Below are 15,905 nucleotides of genomic sequence, written 5' to 3'. Positions count from 1 at the left end.
ATGTCAATCCGTGCAGACCACCCTCATACTCGAAGGGTATTCGATGAATATAAAACATTTGACACTTTATAAGTTTTTTGCGCCTATCCTTGTCGGTGTCATTGTGATCGTTTTATTCTTCTCCATGTCAAACTTATACAAGAACACGGCCATTGAACAAGAAAGAGCCACTCATATCGAGCGCTTAGCCGAGATACGTGCCAAAATTGAAGGCTCACTCAATGGTGCGACCAATTTGACGATGGGGCTAATTGCGCACATTCGCGTCACGGGTAGTATAGAGCCATCCTTATTTGAAAACCTATCCAATGAGCTACTCATCGACAATCCTCTCATTCGTAATATCACTCTTGCTCCCCAAAACATTATTCAGTACGTATTCCCTCTAGAAAATAATGAAGCGGCATTAGGCTTAGACCTTTTAAACCATCCCCTCCAAGGCGCCGCCACACGTACTATACTTGAAACCCAGCAACCCATTCTTGCCGGTCCTTTTGAGTTAGCGCAAGGCGGCGTTGCTGTTATACATCGAGTCCCGATTTATATTAAAGAGGGTTCAGAAAAGCGATACTGGGGATTAATGAGCACCCCGATTGATTTTAGTGAACTCATTGAAAAGGCAGGACTAAACGACCCTAACTTAGACCTCTGGGTCAGTCTGCGATCCACGGCAGATCCATCCAAAGTCTTTTATGGTCAAGCCGGTCTTTTTTCGGAGCCTGAAGTCTTTATTACACAAGTGAGTATTTTAAATGGCTCTTGGGATATAGCCGCTGTGCCTAAAGTACCTTATGGTCACTCTGCCAGCAACCTTGTATTGGGCGCCAAAATAGCCGGACTCGTGTTTGGACTGATCACAGGGTTTCTAACCTTTCAACTGATTGCGACAACCGAAAAACTTCATCACTCGCAGCAACGCTATCAGAATCTTGCTCAACATGACGGTCTTACGGGGCTGCCGAATCGCTCAATGTTTCAAGAACTCTATCGTTCGGCCATAGCTCGTGCTCAGCGCAAGAAGTATCAAGTTGCGTTGTTATTTATGGATTTAAATAAATTTAAACAAGTGAATGACGAATTTGGCCACCAAGTCGGTGACGTGGTGTTAAAAGAAGTCGCCAATCGCTTTCGTCAAGCCACCCGTGGCTCGGATGCCGTTATGCGAATTGGTGGAGATGAGTTCATTTTATTGTTAGAGGACATCAAAGAACGCTCTGGGGTGCAGTGTGTGGCTGAAAAAATCATTGAAAGCCTGCGCGAGCCTATAGAGATTGAGGGCTATAAACATTACGTGGGTGTCAGCATTGGTATAGCCCTCTATCCACAGGATGGGCAGAGCTTTCAAGAGCTTATCTCTGCAGGTGATAAAGCCATGTATACAGCCAAACGCGAAGGAAAAACAGATATTTATTGGTATAGCGATAGCAGTCATGGACGTTCGTGATTACTTGGAATTGGATAACGTTAGATGGTATTGAAAACCCTTTTTCTCCCATCTTGAAAAGACGGTTTGACCTTTTAAATACTGGTTTAGTAATCGATAAATATCCAGATCAAATACGATCGACTCCAAAGAACTGGGCTGCGAGACGTCACCCAAATAGCACCATTGTTGAATGAGATGAGACTGAGAGCGGCCATTTTTTACATTTGTCTCTGTCAGAACAACTGTATCTGGAAAAGGCCAAGCTTGGACTTTTAACCTTTCCAATGCAACACGAAGGCGCTGCGCATGAGCTACCCGTGTTTCCTGATTAATGCAGGCTCCATGGCAACGCCCCAGCTGATAACCAAAACAACTGCCTTTTCCTCGTTCCAGGCCCAGTACTTTTAAACAAAGCGCATACTTGTCAGACAGCTTACGTAACGCCTGCTCGGCGTTAATCCGGTTGCGAAACAGACCAAACAAATGCTCAGACTTCAAGGGCTGATCTGTTGACAGTATGACAGTTTCAGGTGCATGAGAAGGCTCACCGGTCCAACATACACTGTACAACTGATTCAGACGTCTCAAACGACGATTATACAAAGGACGCAGTTGCTTTACGTGTTGAGCTTCAAGTAAAAGAGCACTAAGCTCTCCTGCACACTCAGTAAACTCAATCGAACACACTTGCCGTGACATCTCCATCTCTCGATTTTCTCGATGGTCATCGGAAAAATGAGATAAAACTCGTGTACGGATTTGAATGCTTTTACCCACGTACAATAAACGGCGTTGATCGCCATAAAAGTAATACACGCCTGGGCTATCTGGCAACCGCTGAATATCCTGTAAGGCTATATTTGGCGGCAAGGATTGGTAGCGCAGTTGCTCGACTAGCGCCTCCTCGAATCGATCATGACCCACCTCTTTTTTAATCCACTCTAGTTCCATGAGTAAATCTTGGGCTGTCAGTTGAGATGCGCGTAGATGTCCTTCTTTCCTCAGAGAAAAAACATTTATCAAACGCGAAAGACAAATCACCTTAAAGCGTTGATCACTGCCAATTCGCTTTAACTCATTGCGTAGCATGGCAGAGACAAACCGCATATTACGTCCAACCAAAACACGCCCAGTCAACCTAACAAGCAGCTGACTGGCGATTTTAGCAAAGGCCGGATTCGCCTCTGCGGGCGCCAAATTAGGCACTGGAATCTCTACCGACCATTCTGAAACGACCTGATCGCCGTCCTTCAATACCAGATCAATGCCTCGAATACGATCAGTCGTAGGACGAACACCTGTTACCCTAAGTCGAATAAACGCATAGCGACTGTCTGATGGGGATGTACGATCTGTATTTTGCGTATTAATCTTAACCGACACAATCCTAACCCATCGCCCCGAATCATTGTTAAAATTATAACCTTAAGATGCGAGCTTCCGTTGCTTAACCGGCTAACGGTTTTCTTTTTTGGATGCTTCTTTTAATACAGTATCCATCCAACGCGTCGGTAAAATACGTTTTAAATAACCCAATAGGTAGGTGGCTTTCGTCACATAATACCGTGGGCGTGGGCGCTCACTTTCCAATGCGTGAAGCAATACATGATAGACAGCTTCGGGCGTTAATGTAAAAGGAGTTGAGTCTTCATCTGTGGACGCAAGGCGTGACAAGACACTTTTATACACTTTTGTATGAACGCTCGACTCTATGTCGATGTTCGCTTGAAATGCACGTAAGGCATTCTTGCGAAAATCACTGACAATTGGACCCGGTTCAATCAAAGACACGCCGATACCGCTGCCACTTAACTCCAATCGATAGGTGTCTGTAATGCCCTCCAGTGCAAACTTCGACGCATTGTAAGCACCACGGTACTTCATGGCGACCAATCCTAGTACCGATGAATTCATGACAATGCGTCCCTGCTTTTGCTGGCGCATAATCGGAATGATTGCATTTGTTAATTCAACCCAACCAAAGAGGTTCGTTTCAAATTGAGCTCTTAAAACATCTCGACTCAAATCCTCTACCGCGCCAGGCTGACCGTATGCACCATTGTTAAACAAGGCGTCCAAACGTCCATTTGTGAGCGCCAATGTTCGTTCAACACCTGCATGAATAGATTCTGACGAGGCCAAATCCAGAACAAAGGACTCTAATCCTTGCGCTTGAAGGGCTTGAACATCTTCTTCTTTACGTGCCGTTGCAATGACTTGGTAGCCGGACGCGTTTAATTTCAACGCGCAATAAAGGCCGATTCCTGTTGAACAACCCGTTATTAATATGGATTTTTTCACACTGTCTCCTGAACGTGATAAAGATCTCGCATGACCTGTACGCTATCTGTTAATCTCCATGTGATGATCAACCGACATACGTCTGCGTTAACTCACATCCTAATCAAAGATTACACTTCATACCACCAACCCTAACGCTCGAACGTTAAAAAGAGAATGAGAAGCCCTACCCCATGACCGAAAAAGAAAAAATGCTCGCCGGTTTGCACTTTAACCCCTTTGATTCAGAATTGGTGGCGCTTCGACTTGAAGCGCGTTTGAAGACCGAAAGGCTAAATCAAACCAGTATGGCACATCGAAAGCAACGCACGGCAATCTTAAAGTCTTTGTTCGGTTCAACAGGGAAAAACGTCTATATTGAGTCGTCCTTTAACTGCGATTATGGAATCAATATTCACGTGGGTGAGAACTTTTACGCCAATTTTGGTTGTGTCATTCTTGATGTGGCTGAGGTGCGCATTGGCGATAATTGCCTGATTGCCCCTCAAGTTGGTATTTACACGGCCACTCATCCGATTGATCCAACCGAAAGAGCACAGGGAATCGAGTACGCCAAACCGATTCATATTGGCCATAATTGCTGGATCGGAGGGCATGCAACCCTCAATCCAGGTGTGCATTTAGGTGACAATGTGGTGGTGGCCTCTGGAGCGGTCGTCACCAAGAGCTTTGGCGATAATGTCGTGCTGGCAGGCAATCCAGCACGCGTTATTCGAACCTGTTGAGCCTTCTTTCCGTCCTAAACAATCCTAATAAAAAGAGCTTTGATGGCAAGCGCACAAACTAAAGACACTTAATCGATGCGTAGATCTAAAACAGATAGAAACTGGCTTTTTTATTTAGGATTCTAACCTCAATGACGTCCTCACAAGGGCGTCCAGCTGCTCCGTAGCATACATGCAAAGGCAATAAATGCTCCTCTCTCGGATGACAAAAACGTGCGTGAGGGGCTTTATCCCATTCAATCAGCCGCTGCTCTCGATCGCTTCCGCCAACGCCCTATTCGCACAGGTGTCAATCAACCAAGCTTGGAATGCCTCATTTCTCATTTTAATGTCAGCCGTCTCCTGAGCAAAAAAAGCACTCATATTGTGAAATGAAAATCCTGAGCCTAAGATCAACAAATCGTCAATCTCCAGTGACGTTAATGCCCGACCCAATTCAATGTGCTGTTTTGCATCCAGCCCTTTCAGCAATGACAACTGCAAGCAAGGAATGTCAGCCTCAGGGTACATGATTTTTAAAGGCACAAACACACCATGGTCCAAGCCACGGCGACTGTCTAGTTCAACATGAATCTGAGCGTCGGCCAATGTGCTTTGTATCTGTACAGCCAAATCATTGGCCCCGGGACAGGGGTACTGTATATGGTAAGCTTCTTCAGGAAACCCATAATAATCGTAGAGTAATGATGGATGCTCTGATGATGTCAAGGTTGGAGTTGCCGCCTCCCAATGCGCACTCACCACTAAGATGCTTTAGGCCGTTTTATACGTTGAGCCAGGTCTTTTAAGCTATCAATCATCGCCTGATGACTGGCATCGCCCAGCAAAGGTAAAGGCCCTCCGCCATGGGAAATATACAAAACCTGTGTGCTGCATGTCATGGCCGGCTCCCAATCAAACATACTCGTTGATGATCTTAGTAATAACTGTAAGCTATGATATATTGTAATCTATGCGTTATGCAGGTAGCCCACAAAAAAACATTAGCAACTCAGTATATAGCCTTCACGTGGAAAGGCATGATTGAACCTTGTCATCCTGAACCCAGTGACTACCCTATTCAGTGCACAAAAACTAAAAAGAAAGCTTGCGGATCCGAACAATTTCCTCATCCGCGATCCCCAAGGATTCAAGAAAGTCTTGGTGTGCCTCAGGGAAGCTCTTTTCAAACTCTGCATGCCACTGACTCATTCCATCGTCGGTCATTCCTGTCGAGGCTAGCAATGACACCCATTGCTCCTTTGTTAATGAGCGGCTTCCTCGCAATAACTCTGCGTTACCTAACAGATCGCCTATAAGATGTTGTTGATGTCGCAGCTTTGCAATTTCACAACTCAATTCTTGGAGATGGCGCTCCAGTACCGCAGGAACCGCATCGCCATCCTCACACAACAATCCACCGATGGCCTCCAAAGAAAGCCCGGCTTCACGGTAGATTTTTATTCTTTCCATTCTTAGAACATCGTCATCTGAATAGAGACGGTAGTTGGATACACTGCGTGCTGATGGCGAAAGAATTCCTACCTCATCGTAATAAAGAAGCGTGCTACGCGAAAGACCAAACATTTTGGCGAGTTGCCCTACTGTGTACATGGCAATACTTCCTTGAAAGGGAATCCCAGCGCCTATCCACTGGGATTCCCGGTTCATTAATGACCTTGCGACTCTTTCCTGATCGCTAGGATAGCGTCGGATGACAAATTGAGCCACTTCAAGAAAGACTCATGCTCCTTCGGATAGCGATGCTCAAACTCACGATGCCACCGATGCATCATTTCTTCATCCAGCCCTGTTTCGCGGAATACTTCTACCCATTGATCAACGTTCATTTGAAAACCTCCTAAGCTCAATATCTGGCAGCACCACACCACCAGAAACTCACTTTGAAGTATCAAGTGGTAGACAGGTCAAGGGCTTAATGTTTTCATTGCTGACATTACAATTCTACAACCGTATAACATCGCTCAATTATGGTCCACAAGCGTTGCCTATTCGGTGTCTAGGATATATGCAGCACACCCCCAACATTTCTCACAGTTTGAGATTTTAATAAAATACAATTAAGCTCTTTTAAATAGTGCAGCTGGGACAATTTTAAGCACCTGCCATCACGCCTAGCTGAAGCTGGCTTGTTCAAAATACGTGGGTTCTTGTATATGAGGCTAGAGCAGAAACATGTATAGGGTAGCATTGACACTATCAACTCATTACACATAGTAACTTCATGAGCTCGGCCAGAGTGCTTGAGCTGATACACATCTGTCCGGCATGGCGGTTAAATACAGCCAAAACTTCAACTGGTCGTCGCTTGATTACGTAGATAACAATATTGGTATTCAACATACCGCTGACTACACACCATACACATAAATTATTGACAAGAGTGTGTACCATGTGTATTTTTCACTTAGTGCATCTACAGAGGACAGACTGATGAACAGTCGTGATCTACTGAAGATGCTAGAAAACGATGGGTGGTACATACACAAGGTAAAGGGTTCGCATCACCAGTTGAAGCACCCCTTAAAAGCAGGCAAGGTAACATTGCCTCACCCTAAAAAAGATCTACCATCCAAAACTGTTGCCAATATCTTGAAGCAAGCCGGGCTTAAATAGTCCGGTAGCCTTCAAGGCCGGAAAGTAAGTCCGAAGGCAATCAATGACTAAATAAGGTGAAGAAAATGCTGTATCCCGTGGTGATTCATCAAGAGGGAGATAGCGCATACGGTGTGACTGTGCCGGATCTCCCAGGTTGTTTTTCAGCAGGAGATACTTTGGAGGAAGCTATCGGTAATGTAGCCGAAGCTATCGACCTACAGCTGGAAAGCATGGTCGAGGACGGGGAGGACATTCCCCATGCCAGTCGACTGGACGAGCTTACCCATAAGGAGGAGTACAGTGGGGGTGTATGGTTTATAATCGATGTTGATTTAACCAAATATATGGGCCAAGTAGACCGGCTCAATATTACACTGCCCCACTTACTTGTAACTAGAATAGACAAAGTAGTGAGTGAAAATAAGTTGTTTAAAAGCCGATCTCAGTTCTTATCTGAAGCTGCACTAAGGCTACTATCTGTAGCACGGTAATAAAAAGCCCACAATAATTAGAATGTCAAATGAATGGGGGCCTCTTTATTTAGGATTTTTATTATCGAGCGTTTTGCCACTGAACTCGTAAACCCTACATTTTACTTTTTTATGCTTTATGGCACTTCCACAGATTTGTACATCGAATGTCCAGCCTTTGCTGATTTGTCATAACGTGCTCGGCCAATTGGTAGTGATGGAAATGAAAATAACTTACCAAGGCTAAACCCTATAAACAGTAGGTAATTTTTAAAGGGTATTATTGGTTTCGATAAAATAAGACGATGCTGATATTCACAGCATGATAGAAAAGAATTTTTTGCTGGCGGTCAGGGAGGGATTCGAACCCTCGATACGTTTCCGTATACACACTTTCCAGGCGTGCTCCTTCGGCCACTCGGACACCTGACCTTTTGCAAAACAAAACGCTTAATATGCGGTTGCGTGGACTTAAGACCCACTTACAGACATCTGCGTTTTGAGGTCGCAAATTCTATCAGATTGAAAATAAAGCACAAGGGAATTATCCATCAAATTTCATTTAAACAATCAAGTGAGCCAAAATTAGGCCCTGCCTCTTTAAACATAACCCTCAAGCCACTTTGAAGCCTAACAACAACACGTTAAGATAGCGCCTCGCAATTCCAACTATTTAGGGGTTCTCTCCATGTTACTCGCTTTAGGCGCTGTTATCGGCGGTCTAGTTTTATTGGTTTGGAGTGCCGATCGTTTTGTCGACGGTGCAGCCGCTACGGCTCGTTATGCAGGCATGTCCACTCTGCTAATCGGCATGGTCATCATAGGCTTTGGTACCTCGGCACCTGAGCTTTTCATCTCAGCCATTGCTGCAGCTCAAGGAAACCCGGGGCTTGCGCTAGGAAATGGTTATGGATCTAACATCGCCAATATTGGCTTGATACTGGGTTTAACTGCCCTCATCAGCCCAATTGCCGTGAAATCGGTCGTTCTAAAAAAAGAAATTCCAATCTTAATAGGTGTCACTCTTTTATCCGGAGCTCTACTTCTGAATGGTCAAATATCCCGGCTCGACGCAACGATTATGCTCGTTGTATTCGCTGGGGTAATGGCATGGACCATTTTGCAAGGACTCAAGCAAAAAGCAAACAACACTGGCGAGTTGAATGATGAAATTCCGGAGATGACATTAGGAAAAGCCTGCATGTGGCTAGCAATCGGGTTGTTGCTACTGATTGTTAGCTCTCGTCTGTTGGTTTGGGGAGCCGTTGACATTGCCAGCTCATTAGGTATTAGTGATCTAGTGATTGGGTTGACAGTGGTGGCGATTGGCACTTCTCTTCCAGAACTGGCCGCAGCCTTCGCTGCTATCCGGAAAGGTGAACATGATTTAGCGCTCGGCAACGTCCTTGGTTCTAACTTATTTAACACCTTAGCTGTTGTGGGCTTGGCCGGAGTCATTCAACCACTTGACGTTGCCCCGGAAGTACTGACACGTGATTGGCCCGTCATGGCGTTATTGACCTTTTCACTTTTAATCACAGGCTATGGCTTCAAAGGTCCAGACTTAGGGCGCATCAACCGATTCGAAGGTGCGGCAATGCTGCTGACGTTTGTTGCCTACCTGACGTACTTGGTTTATACCTTAACTCAAGTAGTCTGACTTAATTCTTATACGCTTCCGTTTGTTGCAACAAGCTCATCTGGAAGCGTTAACTCATCAGAAGCAACGGGATATCCCAGTAAATACCCTTGCACGCTGTCGCAGCCGTGATGCTTTAAAAACAAATACTGCTCTTGCGTTTCCACACCTTCAGCTAAGACTTCTATGTTCAAGCTCTTCCCAAGCGCGATGACCGTTAAAATAATCGCCTCGTCTTTGGGATCCTTACCTATATCTCGGGTAAAACTATAATCAATCTTCAGTCGATCAAGCGGAATTTGTTTAAGACGGCTTAACGACGAATAGCCCGTCCCGAAATCGTCTAATGCTAGACGGTAACCCGCCGCTTGCAGAGTGTTCAGTCGCTGTATGGCATTCTCTGGATCTTGTAAAATCAAGCTTTCTGTAATTTCCAATTCAATTTGTTCGTGCGCGATACCATACTTACCCAATAGCTCATTAAGGTGCTGTAAAAAATCCGCTTCCATCAACTGTTTTGGAGAGATGTTCACCGCAACAGGAGGTACCATGAACCCCTGCTCTTGCCAGCTCAATATCTGCTGGCACGTTTTTTCAACCACCCTCCACCCCAATGGAATAATCAGATTGGTTTCCTCTGCCAAAGGTATAAACTGACCAGGTGGCATCATACCTTTTTCAGGATGTTGCCAGCGAATCAACACCTCAAGACCACAAATAGATTGATTGTTCAGGCTAAACTGTGGCTGGAAATGTAAGAGAAACTGATCCTCTATCAATGCAACTCGCAAATCCTGCTCCATCTGAAACGCATGCAGTGTTTCTTCTGTTTGCAAGGGATTATAGAGTTCATAGCAATTTTTACCCTGAGCTTTAGCACGATACATCGCAGTATCCGCATGCTTAATCAGCGTATCTAAATCGGCGCCATGCTCCGGAAATACACTCACACCTATACTTGCGGTCAGCTGAAAATGATGGCCATCTATCGAATGAGGTAAGGTGCATAAACCCAGAAAGCGTTCGGCTTCCAGCTTCGCTCGACTGAGCTCCCCCCCAACAATCAAGATAAATTCATCCCCGCCTGTTCGAAAAAGCTCACAATCACCGACCAAATGCGACTGGAGATGCGATGATAAGGCTTGCAGTAATTGATCTCCAGCTTGATGACCTAAGCTGTCATTCACGACCTTAAAACGATCCAAATCTATAAAGAGCAAACTAAACACTTGTTCTCGATCATCAGCAATACGCTGTGAAACACGGTTTTGTAAGTGATAGCGATTAGGTAAACCCGTTAATACATCATGTCGCGCTTGATGGGCAAGACTCTCGGTTTGACGTTGAACCTGTTGAATGAGCAGTCGCTCCCGATCGTTCATATGCAAAATCAAGAAGGTCCCCATACACCCGAGAATAACCAATAAAGACTGCATTAGATTCGCATTACTAAATGGGTGCATCGCAATATAATCCGGGCCAGCTTCAGCTTCGACCCTCCAGCGGTTCTGCGCAATTTCTAACGTAAACTCACGTGTAAGACCATGGGGATTTTGTAGAGAAAGAGCAGTTTGGTAAAAAGGGATTTTTTCATCTAACTCATAAAGTTTGAAATGAATATGCTGGACGCCCGCATCTTTTAGAGTACTGTTAAACATACGCTCGACAGTAAAAACACCAGCCATAAAGCCTGCCAAGCGCTTATTCCTCGTCAGAAATGACGCCTCATCAACAGAGACATATACAGGGTGCAAAATCAGTAAACCCGGTTCGTTCGGCGCTTGAGTAAGATTTATGATTTGCGTGGCGACAGGACGGCCCGTTTTTTGCGACTTGAGTACCCACTCGCGGCGATCTTCTAGGGATAATAAGTTAAAACCCAGTGCGGCAGTATTTGATTCCAAAGGTTCTACAAATTGGACGGGGATGAGTGGGTCTGACTCTCCCAAGGACTCACCCCGCACCCGATAATCAGGGCGATTCAATAAATGGGCGGTCAGCTGTTCAAACTCCGTACGCTGATGCTGAGGAATGATAGGGTCCCAAGAATACGCAAGCACTGAAGCATTATTCGTTTGGATATCCAAAACCCGCTCTCTGAATAATTCAGGCTCAGTGAGATGACCGGCTGTCAGAACCCCCTCCAGCATTGCCAAATCAGCAAAGTTTTGCTGGATCGTTGCCTGCAGTTGTGCATCAAGGATTTTCACATCTTGCTCAAAACCGCGACGCACTTGTTGGTCTAGGTGATTTAAGAAGATTTTATTCAAAATCAAAATAGACGCGACCAACACAGCTAACTGAGCCAAAATAAACACACGCCGCTGAAAGTTATCAATCTGACTAGAGCTCAATAGACATAGCAATAGTGGTGTTACGACAATTGAACCAAAGGTATCCCCCATCCACCAGCTTAACCAATCCAATACGAAACCTGAGTTCCCTGAGCTATCAGCAAAGAAATAGATTGCACTGGTTCCAATCGTCGCATTTACCGTGCAGGTTACAAAACCTGCCCACAACATAAACTTGAATAAGCCACGATAGCTACTAGGCTGAATCGGATGAGCGCCAAAACGCTTAATCAAGAAAGCACCCAGTAGGGTTTGCAGTGTTGCGCCCGAGGCAATAATAATGGCAGTTGCTATGTAACTTAGGTCGTAATCGGCGAGGGATGTACTCTGAAGAGTCGAATTGAACGCAAATGAGCCCAAAAAAACACCAGGCACCATCTTTGTTCCGAAATGAATAACAGCCGCAAGGCCAACACCTGCGGGAATCCACAAGGGAATAATTTGAGAATGCAAGCCTGAATCACTAACAAGGTGAGCAGCAGCAAAATAACATAGCGCTAATAAAAATAATGAGCTGATATACTGTAATGTTTTCAACTTTCTGCCTTAAAATCACCATCTGTAAAACAAGCATTTAAAACCATTAATAGACATTAATTTTTCATACTATTAATCTTCCGATTTTTTCAAATCCCGTAAATGAGCCCCTTTATAGCCTATTTAGGTATGAAACATCAATTAGGAATCGTATCAATAATCCATTAATTTCTTCATGGACTTTCTTCAGTTATATGTGCCTTAGTGGCATAGACAACTCATTGAATTATTGTAACTATGGAACATGTCAATCCAATAGAGGTAATCAGATTATGTCATCAGAACACTTTCGTGCATTCGTCTTAGACACAACTGAAGCGGGACTGAGTCGTGGTATTCAAACGCTGTCTCGGCAGGATTTGCCTGATGGGGATGTGCTGGTTGCCATTGACTATTCTGGATTAAATTATAAAGATGGGTTGGCCATCACAGGCACCGGCAAAATTGTATTAACCTGGCCCATGGTGCCTGGAATTGATTTTGTAGGCCGTGTGGTTGAGTCCTCATCGGATCGATTTAAGAATGGCGACTCAGTCATTTGTACAGGTTGGGCAGTTGGCGAAAAATACTGGGGGGCTACAGCCAATTCCAGCGTGTTAAATCTGACTGGTTGGTTCCCCTTCCCTCTTCCTTGACGGCTCGGGATGCAATGCTTCTAGGAACAGCAGGATTAACAGCCATGCTATGCGTGTCTGCGCTAGAAGATGGAGGCGTCTTACCTGAACAAGGCCCTGTCATCGTAACAGGTGCGGCTGGCGGTGTCGGCAGTATTGCAATCTCTTTACTCGCACAGCGAGGTTACTCCGTCACAGCCGTCACGGGCCGATTGGAAGAAGAGGCCTATCTTCGCTCTCTAGGCGCAACAGACATTATCTCACGCGATGAAATGTCAGAACCCGCAAGGCCACTAGAGAAACAACGCTGGGCGGGGGGTATTGATACCGTTGGAGGAAATATTTTAGCTCGCATACTGGCTGAAGCACAGTATGGAGCCACCCTAGCCGCGTGCGGGCTTGCCGCAAGCCATACACTCCCGACAACCGTCATGCCATTTATTCTTCGAAATGTACGTTTACAAGGCATTGATTCTGTTAACTGTCCGACCCCAACACGCATTGCTGCCTGGACGGCTCTAGCATCCAATCTTCCATCCAACCTTGAGCAAACACTGCACAAAACCATAGGACTTGAAGAGCTTGAACTCAGCGCCCACGCCATTATTAACGGAGTCGTTAGAGGTCGAATTCTGGTGAACCCAAACCTCTAAACCCTTAACAACCTAAGCAATCCGATGCGCTAACCATTCAATCGTTGCTGTAATTGTGGAATAAGCTGATCCACGGCAGCCTGAAAGTCTGCATATGCCTCATTGAGACCACTGCCACTTTTAGCTGCCTTTTCCAAGGCCTGCGCTGCAGACGTTGCAGGATCCGCGCAGAATGTCGATAGCAACCCTTTCATGGTATGTGCCGAACGAATCAAACTCTCCATATCCTGTGCAAGAATGGCCGCTTCAATAGCATTCATATACTCAGGTGTTTCTTCCAGAAACATTTCAAGAACTGACTTAAGAAGCTCATCCTCTCCACCTATCATTTCAACGGCTTGTTCCCAGTTGTAAAGCACTTCGTCAGACATTAAGCCCCCATATAGTTCATCAATTTTTGTGGCACCCGAGATTTCTTGATCAAGCGCTTTATTGTCAATCTTAGAAATCCATTCATCAAGTATTCGATCAGCGCCTCGATTCGGTGCTGATGTAATACGGCCCTCTGAATCTGGCTCAAACGCTAGTACTCTCATAATCTCGGAATACAGCTCCGTCGGTTTAACGGGTTTAGCAACATAGCCCTGCATACCCGCTCGAAAGCAGCGCTCACGATCACCTTGCATCGCATTTGCCGTCATTGCGATAATTGGGATAGGGTGTGCAATATGGTTTCTCGTTTCATGTTCACGAATCAAGCACGTCGCCTCCAAACCATCCATTTCCGGCATCATTACATCCATTAAAACTAAATTAAAGCTTTGCGATAGATATAACTCAAAAGCCTCTCGACCATTTGTCGCGAGTGTCACAAGAACCCCTTTTTTCTCCAACAACTTAATCGCTAAGCGTTGATTGACTAAGTTATCTTCTGCTAGCAATATTTGAAGCCCATGTAGGCCATTATGAGAGTCGAATAGATTGGATTGTGTTTGGATATTGACGTAGCCTAACTGCTCTTGTAACGCTCCTTTTAATTCAACCAACGTTAAGGGCTTTGTTAAGTAACCCGACATCCCTAAGGCTTGACACCGAAGCGCATCGCCTGCAATGGCAGATGATGTTAAAATAAGCACTCGTGTAGACACGGAGTTTGGCAAGGACAAAATTTTTTCAGCTGTCGTGTAACCGTCATACCCTGGCATAATGGCATCCATTAATACCAAACTGAATGGATTAGCGTCTCGTTGCGCTTGCTGAACACTAAATAATGCTTCAGGGCCCGATCTTGCCACCTCAAACGGAACACCTAAAAGCGTTAACATCGATGAGATAACATGAATATTGACGGGTTCATCATCCACAAGTAAAACACGATGCTGGCTGAAGTCAGTGACTAAGTCAGGCAGTCCTTCTGGCTCATCGGCTAAGAGCAGCGGAATTTCAAAACTAAAAACAGAGCCTTGTCCTAGCTCACTCTCAGCATAAATATTACCATGCATCAACTCAACCAGCTGACGACAAATCGATAAACCTAAGCCCGACCCTTCATACCTGCGATTCGTCGCAGCATCCACTTGTTCAAACGGGTGAAAAATCGACTCTAGTTTCTCTTTCGGTATGCCAATTCCCGAATCCGTGACTTTAAACACGTACCAAGGCCGATCATCATCCTGCTTGTTTAGAGGAAGAACTTCCAGTTTGATGTGCCCATGTTCGGTAAACTTAATCGCATTCCCTAATAAATTAATTAAAATCTGACGCAAACGAGAGGCATCCACCATAACAAATCTTGGCAAGGACTCCTCAAAATCATAACTCAGATGCACACCTCGACTTGTCGCTCTTGCCAACATTGACTTAACCGACTGACCAATCAACTCAACAAGATCGACGGATTCGGGTTGCAAATCCAATTTCCCTGCTTCAATTTTAGAGATATCCAGTATATGGTTGATGATATCAAGTAAATGAACAGCGGACATTTTTGCAAGCCCTAAATGCTCTTTTTGCTCCTTCAACAAGTCCGTTTCGAGGACCAAATCAAGCATTCCTAATATACCATTCATCGGTGTACGTATTTCATGGCTCATGTTCGCTAAGAAGTGACTCTTGGCTAAACTGGCCTTTTTGGCGGCTTCGATTTGACTGCGTAACTCCGCTTCATACAAGCAAGCTCTTGCCGATAACGCGAGTTTACTCATGAGCTTATCTAAGGACATTAACATGTTCTCAGAAAAAGCGGCCCCGTTCTTTTGCAACGCAAGCAAACCAAACTGTTCCAAAGCAAAAACGTATATATGATGTGACCCCTTCTGAACATGCAAAGGGCAATAGTGTTTAAACTCAGTGCATTTGTTCGCATATTTAGGAAGGTCCAATGTTTGATAGACCGATAGCCATTCAGAGCTTAGGTAAAAACGTTTTGGATAGGAAACACAATTTGACCATTCAAGAAGACACGATGGGCCTTCATCTACGCGCACCGCTTGCTCAACAAGCACAGCACTGGCATTGAGTACTCTAAGCATCGTAGTGAGCGTTTCTTTTAGCATTGGCTTTAAGTCTAGACTTGAGCCAATCGATAACGAAATCTCAAAAAGAAGTTCAATTTCTTCTGCGGTTGTCACGAACAGACCCTTTTCGCT

Annotated in this window: 15 protein-coding genes and 1 tRNA gene; 7 read left to right on the top strand and 9 right to left on the bottom strand. The window is 45.0% G+C overall.

All coding sequences use genetic code 11. From position 1 onward, the window contains the following. Positions 1–43 precede the first annotated feature (43 nt). Positions 44–1,444 carry a sensor domain-containing diguanylate cyclase gene (locus D791_RS00640; protein WP_036506484.1) on the top strand — a complete coding sequence of 467 codons (1,401 nt, stop codon included), beginning with the start codon at positions 44–46 and terminating at the stop codon, positions 1,442–1,444. Here the strand turns inward: D791_RS00640 and D791_RS00635 are convergent, their stop codons facing one another. Together D791_RS00635 and D791_RS00630 are read right to left on the bottom strand one after the other, a co-directional pair. Further along, positions 1,445–2,809, bottom strand: coding sequence for a hypothetical protein (locus D791_RS00635; RefSeq protein WP_036506482.1), 1,365 nt, complete (start codon positions 2,807–2,809; stop codon positions 1,445–1,447). A gap of 72 nt (positions 2,810–2,881) precedes the next feature. Next, on the bottom strand, positions 2,882–3,727 hold the full coding sequence (locus D791_RS00630; protein WP_036506479.1) for an SDR family oxidoreductase: 846 nt from the start codon (positions 3,725–3,727) through the stop codon (positions 2,882–2,884). Positions 3,728–3,900: 173 nt separating this feature from the next. Between D791_RS00630 and D791_RS00625 the strand changes: the two genes are divergently transcribed. Next, positions 3,901–4,452: a sugar O-acetyltransferase gene (locus tag D791_RS00625; RefSeq protein ID WP_036506475.1), complete on the top strand. Its 552-nt coding sequence runs from the start codon at positions 3,901–3,903 to the stop codon at positions 4,450–4,452. Between the two features lie 240 nt (positions 4,453–4,692). Here D791_RS00625 and D791_RS20535 read toward each other — a convergent pair whose 3' ends face one another. The 4 genes from D791_RS20535 to D791_RS00610 form a co-directional block, all read right to left on the bottom strand. Further along, positions 4,693–5,193: a DODA-type extradiol aromatic ring-opening family dioxygenase gene (locus D791_RS20535; RefSeq protein WP_237748463.1), complete on the bottom strand. Its 501-nt coding sequence runs from the start codon at positions 5,191–5,193 to the stop codon at positions 4,693–4,695. 2 nt (positions 5,194–5,195) lie between these two features. Beyond that, a complete protein-coding gene (locus tag D791_RS20530; RefSeq protein WP_237748462.1) occupies positions 5,196–5,333 on the bottom strand; it encodes a hypothetical protein in 138 nt (45 codons plus the stop codon). 193 nt (positions 5,334–5,526) lie between these two features. Then, positions 5,527–6,102, bottom strand: coding sequence for a MerR family transcriptional regulator (locus tag D791_RS00615; protein WP_237748461.1), 576 nt, complete (start codon positions 6,100–6,102; stop codon positions 5,527–5,529). After that, positions 6,102–6,281 (bottom strand): MerR family transcriptional regulator, encoded by a 180-nt coding sequence (locus tag D791_RS00610; RefSeq protein WP_036506473.1) that lies wholly within the window; start codon positions 6,279–6,281, stop codon positions 6,102–6,104. Before D791_RS00610 ends, D791_RS00615 begins: the two co-directional genes overlap by 1 nt. A gap of 604 nt (positions 6,282–6,885) precedes the next feature. Between D791_RS00610 and D791_RS00605 the strand changes: the two genes are divergently transcribed. Both D791_RS00605 and D791_RS00600 read left to right on the top strand, forming a co-directional pair. Next, positions 6,886–7,068 (top strand): type II toxin-antitoxin system HicA family toxin, encoded by a 183-nt coding sequence (locus D791_RS00605; protein ID WP_036506470.1) that lies wholly within the window; start codon positions 6,886–6,888, stop codon positions 7,066–7,068. A 65-nt stretch (positions 7,069–7,133) separates the two neighbouring features. Then, positions 7,134–7,541, top strand: coding sequence for a type II toxin-antitoxin system HicB family antitoxin (locus D791_RS00600; RefSeq protein ID WP_036506467.1), 408 nt, complete (start codon positions 7,134–7,136; stop codon positions 7,539–7,541). 323 nt (positions 7,542–7,864) lie between these two features. Here the strand turns inward: D791_RS00600 and D791_RS00595 are convergent. Further along, a tRNA-Ser gene (locus tag D791_RS00595) sits at positions 7,865–7,952 on the bottom strand. A gap of 256 nt (positions 7,953–8,208) precedes the next feature. Between D791_RS00595 and D791_RS00590 the strand changes: the two genes are divergently transcribed. Next, a complete protein-coding gene (locus tag D791_RS00590; RefSeq protein WP_036506465.1) occupies positions 8,209–9,180 on the top strand; it encodes a calcium/sodium antiporter in 972 nt (323 codons plus the stop codon). An 8-nt stretch (positions 9,181–9,188) separates the two neighbouring features. On the opposite strand, the gene D791_RS18680 is transcribed toward D791_RS00590, so the two are convergent. Next, positions 9,189–12,050 carry an EAL domain-containing protein gene (locus D791_RS18680; protein ID WP_051513810.1) on the bottom strand — a complete coding sequence of 954 codons (2,862 nt, stop codon included), beginning with the start codon at positions 12,048–12,050 and terminating at the stop codon, positions 9,189–9,191. Positions 12,051–12,322: 272 nt separating this feature from the next. Between D791_RS18680 and D791_RS20525 the strand changes: the two genes are divergently transcribed. Beyond that, entirely contained in the window at positions 12,323–12,685 is a 363-nt protein-coding gene (locus D791_RS20525; protein ID WP_237748459.1) for an alcohol dehydrogenase catalytic domain-containing protein, read from the top strand. Beyond that, positions 12,589–13,317 (top strand): acrylyl-CoA reductase family protein, encoded by a 729-nt coding sequence (locus tag D791_RS00580; protein ID WP_337588573.1) that lies wholly within the window; start codon positions 12,589–12,591, stop codon positions 13,315–13,317. Before D791_RS20525 ends, D791_RS00580 begins: the two co-directional genes overlap by 97 nt. A gap of 29 nt (positions 13,318–13,346) precedes the next feature. On the opposite strand, the gene D791_RS00575 is transcribed toward D791_RS00580, so the two are convergent. Further along, the gene (locus D791_RS00575; RefSeq protein ID WP_051513807.1) at positions 13,347–15,887 is read right to left on the bottom strand and encodes a response regulator; all 2,541 of its coding nucleotides are present in this window, start codon (positions 15,885–15,887) and stop codon (positions 13,347–13,349) included. Positions 15,888–15,905: the final 18 nt, after the last annotated feature.

The organism is Nitrincola nitratireducens, from assembly GCF_000585235.1.
GTDB lineage: Bacteria > Pseudomonadota > Gammaproteobacteria > Pseudomonadales > Balneatricaceae > Nitrincola > Nitrincola alkalisediminis.
Note: the sequence above shows the minus strand (reverse complement) of the source record. Positions and strands in the feature narration are given on the sequence as shown.

Bases quoted from the DNA above. Each gene is read 5' to 3' on its own strand.
- D791_RS00600 (WP_036506467.1), top strand. From the start codon at position 7,134: ATGCTGTATCCCGTGGTGATTCATCAAGAGGGAGATAGCGCATACGGT.
- D791_RS00605 (WP_036506470.1), top strand. From the start codon at position 6,886: ATGAACAGTCGTGATCTACTGAAGATGCTAGAAAACGATGGGTGGTAC.
- D791_RS00590 (WP_036506465.1), top strand. From the start codon at position 8,209: ATGTTACTCGCTTTAGGCGCTGTTATCGGCGGTCTAGTTTTATTGGTT.
- D791_RS00615 (WP_237748461.1), bottom strand. From the start codon at position 6,102: ATGAACCGGGAATCCCAGTGGATAGGCGCTGGGATTCCCTTTCAAGGA.
- D791_RS20530 (WP_237748462.1), bottom strand. From the start codon at position 5,333: ATGACATGCAGCACACAGGTTTTGTATATTTCCCATGGCGGAGGGCCT.
- D791_RS00610 (WP_036506473.1), bottom strand. From the start codon at position 6,281: ATGAACGTTGATCAATGGGTAGAAGTATTCCGCGAAACAGGGCTGGAT.
- D791_RS00640 (WP_036506484.1), top strand. From the start codon at position 44: ATGAATATAAAACATTTGACACTTTATAAGTTTTTTGCGCCTATCCTT.
- D791_RS20525 (WP_237748459.1), top strand. From the start codon at position 12,323: ATGTCATCAGAACACTTTCGTGCATTCGTCTTAGACACAACTGAAGCG.
- D791_RS00625 (WP_036506475.1), top strand. From the start codon at position 3,901: ATGACCGAAAAAGAAAAAATGCTCGCCGGTTTGCACTTTAACCCCTTT.